This is a genomic window from Actinomadura sp. 7K507 (assembly GCF_004348425.1).
Lineage (GTDB): Bacteria > Actinomycetota > Actinomycetes > Streptosporangiales > Streptosporangiaceae > Spirillospora.
In genome coordinates this window covers 1-4,133 of the sequence record NZ_SMKK01000418.1, presented here as the reverse complement: position 1 = coordinate 4,133, position 4,133 = coordinate 1, and the positions used below count along the sequence as shown (strand labels likewise).

Here is a 4,133-nt window from a genome sequence, read left to right as displayed (position 1 = left end):
GCATGGGGACGGGGCGGCTGCCGGATGGGGGCGCGTTGCCGGACGGGTTCCAGCCGGAGGGGATCGCGGCCGGGCGGAAGCTGTACCTGCCGAATGCCCGGTTCGATACACCTCCCACTCCCGATACGCATTATGGCGTCCTCGGGATTCATAGTTGGCTGATAAATATGGCGTGGGAACTGTGTGGTTCGGCGGAATCACGCAACGTGCGCGTTCGGCGATAATCCGTCCGTGCCCATCCCGCTGAACGAGGACTTCCGGCTGGCTCAAGCGCTCGAGGCGCGGCGGCCGGACGCGGTCGGCCGGGTCTACGGGCCCGAGTTGATCGGGTATGCCGAGGAGCTGCTCGGCGACCATGACCGGGCGGTCGAGGTGGTCCGGGAGGCGGTGCGCGCGCTGCCGGACGACGTCTCGGACGCGGAGACGGTCCGGGACCGTCTGTACGAGCTGGTGGACGACGAGTGCCGGGAGCCGCCGGTGCGGCTGAACCGGTGGCTGGTGGCCGCCGGGATCGCGGCCGGGGCGGTGCTGACCGCCGGGATGCTCGTGCTGTTCGAGTCGACGGACGGGGACGGGACGCCCCCGGCGGCGGCGCCGCCGGTGAAGACGTTCCCGCCGGCGACGCCGAGCCCGGCGCCGACGCCGTCCCGTGAGGAGAAGAAGGCCACGGCACCGGACGCCGAGCCGAGGCGGACGCCCAGGGCGGACAAGCCCGGGCGGCTGTCGGTCGATGCCGGGGACTGCCGCGGGGTGCGGGCGGCCGGGTTCCCGGCGCGGTGCAGCATCCGGCTGACGGCGACGGGCGGCGCGGTGAAGTGGTCGGTGTCGTCGGTCCGGTCGCAGGACGCGCGGATCAGCGCGGGCGGGGGCGGCCGGCTCGCGGAAGGGCGTTCCACGTCGGTGGCGGTGACGGTGCGTCCCAGGGTGCTGTGCTTCGTGGACGGCAGCGGCAGCGGGACGGTCTCGTTCGCGCCGGGCGGCACCGCGACCGTCGTCTACACCTGCTGGCGGCGTTGAGGGCTTACCGGCGCTTAACCTCCCACCGGTCATGCTCGACCGCATGCGTGTACTGATCGTCGAGGACGAGCATGTGCTGGCGGACACCATCGCCGACGGGCTCCGCGAGGAGGCCATGGCCGTCGACGTGGTCTACGACGGTGCGGAGGCGCTGGAGCTGACCTCCTACAACGAGTACGACGTGGTGGTCCTCGACCGGGATCTGCCGGCGGTGCACGGTGACGAGGTCTGCCGGGAATTGGTGGAACGGCGCGGGTCGGGGCGGATCCTGATGCTGACGGCCTCCGGAGACGTGGAGGACCGGGTGGACGGGCTGTCCCTGGGCGCCGACGACTATCTGCCGAAGCCGTTCGTGTTCAGCGAGCTGGTGGCGCGGGTGCGCGCGCTGGCGCGCAGGGCCGGGCCCGCGGTGCCGCCGGTGCTGGAGCGGCGCGGCATCCGGCTGGACCCGCATCGGCGCAGGGTCGCGCGGGACGGGCGGGAGCTGCGGCTGACGAAGAAGGAGTTCGCCGTGCTGGAGGAGCTGCTGCGGGCGGACGGCGGCGTGGTCAGCGCCGAGCGGCTGCTGGAGCGGGCGTGGGACGAGAACATCGACCCGTTCAGCAACATCGTCCGGGTGACGATGGCGACGCTGCGCCGCAAGCTGGGGTCGCCTCCGGTGATCGAGACCGTGACGGGTTCGGGGTACCGGCTGGAGGCGCGATGAGGACGCTGCCCTCCCTGAGCGTCCGGACGCGGCTGACCCTGGTGTACGGGTCGCTGTTCCTGCTGACGTCGGCGGTCCTGGTGGCGCTGACGTATCTGCTGACCGTCCGGACGATGGACCAGGGCTTCACGACGGCCGGTGACCTGGACCCGGAGATGCTCGCCCGGCTGCGGGACCTGGCGTCGCAGGGGAACCTGTCGCCGCAGGACGGCATCGAGCAGCTGGTGACGATGAGGGGGGAGGCCGACCGGCGGCTCGCCCAGGAGAAGCGCGACGTGCTGGAGCAGCTGCTGCGGAGTTCGCTGCTGCTGATGCTGGTCGTCGGCTTCCTCGCCGTGGTGATCGGGTACGTGGTGGCGGGGCGGGTGCTGCGCCCGCTGCACAGGGTGACCGCGACGGCGCGGCGGCTGTCGGAGAGCAACCTGCACGAGCGGATCGCGCTGGAAGGACCGCAGGACGAGATCAAGGACCTGGCCGACACGTTCGACCGGATGTTGGACCGGCTGAAACGGGCGTTCGAAAGCCAGCGCCGGTTCGTCGCGAACGCCTCGCATGAGCTGCGCACGCCGCTGACGATCAACCGGACCGTGCTGGAGGTCGCCCTCGCCAGCCGGAAGAACCCGCCGGAGACCAAGGCGCTCGCGGACGTCCTGCTCGGCAACACCGCACGCCACGAGCGGCTGATCGACGGCCTGCTGACGCTGGCGAAGTCCGAGCGGGATCTGGACGCCCGGGTGGCCACTCCCCTGCCGGATGTGATCCGCAGCGCCCTCGACCACCTCGATGATCAGGCGTCCGCCGCGGAGGTCGACGTCGAGGCGAGGCTCGCGCCCGCGGTCGTGGCCGGTGATCCCGTGCTGCTGGAGCGGTGCGCGGTGAACCTGCTGGAGAACGCCGTGAAGTACAACGTGCGGGACGGGATCGTGCGGGTGCGCAGCGGTGTCCGGGACGGCGCGGCGTTCCTTGAGGTCGTCAACACCGGGCGGCCCGTGCCCTCCTACGAGGTCGGGACGCTCTTCGAGCCGTTCCGGCGGCTGCGCGCCGACCGGACGGGGTCGAAGGACGGCGCGGGCCTCGGCCTGTCGATCGTCCGGGCGGTGGTGGACGCGCACGGCGGCGCGATCGAGACCGTCCCGCGGCCGGAGGGCGGCCTGTCCATCACCGTCCTGCTGCCGCTCTCCGAGGAAGCCGACCTCGCGGCGGCCCCGCGCGGACCGGTCTAACCCGCCCGGCCGGCCTGCTCCGCGCCGAGGGGCGGCCAGTCGACGCGTCCCTCGGGCTGCGGGCGGCCGGGGCGGGCGGTGAGCCAGCGGTGCACGACCTTCCCGGTGGCGTTGCGGGGCAGCTGGGCGATGAAGTGCACGTCGCGCGGGACCGCGTACCGGGCGACGTGCTCGTGGACGTACTCGCGGACGGCGGCGGCCTCCAGCCGGGCGCCCGGCCTCAGGACGACGTATGCGGCGAGCCGCTGCCCCCACTCCTGATCGGGGACGCCGACGACCGCGACCTCGCCGATCTCCGGGAGCCGCAGCAGGGCGTCCTCCACGTCGCGGGGGACGACGTTCTCGCCGCCGGACACGACCAGGCCGTCGCTGCGGCCGTCGACGAACAGCAGGCCGCGGTGGTCGATGTGGCCGAGGTCGCCGGTGGCGAGGAGCCCGTCGCGGACCTCCATCGGCTCGCCGCCGGTGTAGCCCTCGAAGAGCAGTTCGTTGGCGGCGAAGATCTGCCCGATCGCGCCGCGGCCGAGCCCGCGGCCGCCGGCGTCGAGGATCACCAGCTTGGTGTTGCGGGGCGGCCGCCCGGCGGTGCGCGGATCGATCCGCAGGTCGCGCGGGGTGGCGATGGACACCCAGGACGCCTCGGTGGAGCCGTAGACGTTGTAGAGCCGGTCGCCGAAGACGTCCATGAACCGGGTGGCGAGGTCGCCGGGCAGTGCCGCGCCGCTGATCGCCACGATCCGCAGCGACGACGCGTCGTGGGCGGCGCGGATCCCGGGGGCCAGTTCGAGGATCCGCTGGAGCATCACCGGGACGGCGAACACGGTGGTCTCGCCGTGGGAGGCGACGGCGCGCAGCGTCTGCTCGGGGTCGAACCGGCGGTGCAGGACGACGGGGGCCCGCAGCGCCCACGCCATCTGGAGCGCGGCGTAGCCCCAGGTGTGGAACAGCGGCGCCTCGATGATCATCGTCTGCCGGGCGCGCAGCGGGATCCTGGACGTCATCGAGGCGAGCGGCCACAGGCCGGGACGGGGCGGGCGGCGGGCGCCCTTCGGGCGGCCGGTGGTCCCCGAGCTGAGCATGATCGTCCGGCTCTGGATCTGCGGCGGCCCGGCGCCGGACGCGGACGCGGGCGCCGCGCCGATGATCTCCTCGATGCTGGGGCCCTGCTCCAGGGGGGAGGGTTCGGG

At 73.1% G+C, this 4,133-nt stretch carries 4 protein-coding genes; 3 read left to right on the top strand and 1 reads right to left on the bottom strand.

Features of this window, described 5'->3' with window-relative positions:
• The first annotated feature begins 231 nt into the window (after positions 1 to 231).
• The 3 genes from E1285_RS43705 to E1285_RS43695 are packed head-to-tail and all read left to right on the top strand — an operon-like array spanning position 232 to position 2,946.
• The gene (locus E1285_RS43705; protein ID WP_132160795.1) at positions 232 to 1,017 is read left to right on the top strand and encodes a hypothetical protein; all 786 of its coding nucleotides are present in this window, start codon (positions 232 to 234) and stop codon (positions 1,015 to 1,017) included.
• A 43-nt stretch (positions 1,018 to 1,060) separates the two neighbouring features.
• Positions 1,061 to 1,723 carry a response regulator transcription factor gene (locus E1285_RS43700; RefSeq protein WP_132160794.1) on the top strand — a complete coding sequence of 221 codons (663 nt, stop codon included), beginning with the start codon at positions 1,061 to 1,063 and terminating at the stop codon, positions 1,721 to 1,723.
• Complete coding sequence (locus E1285_RS43695; RefSeq protein WP_243723469.1) at positions 1,720 to 2,946, top strand: HAMP domain-containing sensor histidine kinase; 1,227 nt, start codon at positions 1,720 to 1,722, stop codon at positions 2,944 to 2,946. Before E1285_RS43700 ends, E1285_RS43695 begins: the two co-directional genes overlap by 4 nt.
• Here E1285_RS43695 and E1285_RS43690 read toward each other — a convergent pair.
• Positions 2,943 to 4,133, bottom strand: a 1,191-nt coding sequence (locus E1285_RS43690; protein WP_132160793.1) for an AMP-binding protein, incomplete at its 5' end; no start/stop codon positions are given. The genes E1285_RS43695 and E1285_RS43690 overlap by 4 nt on opposite strands.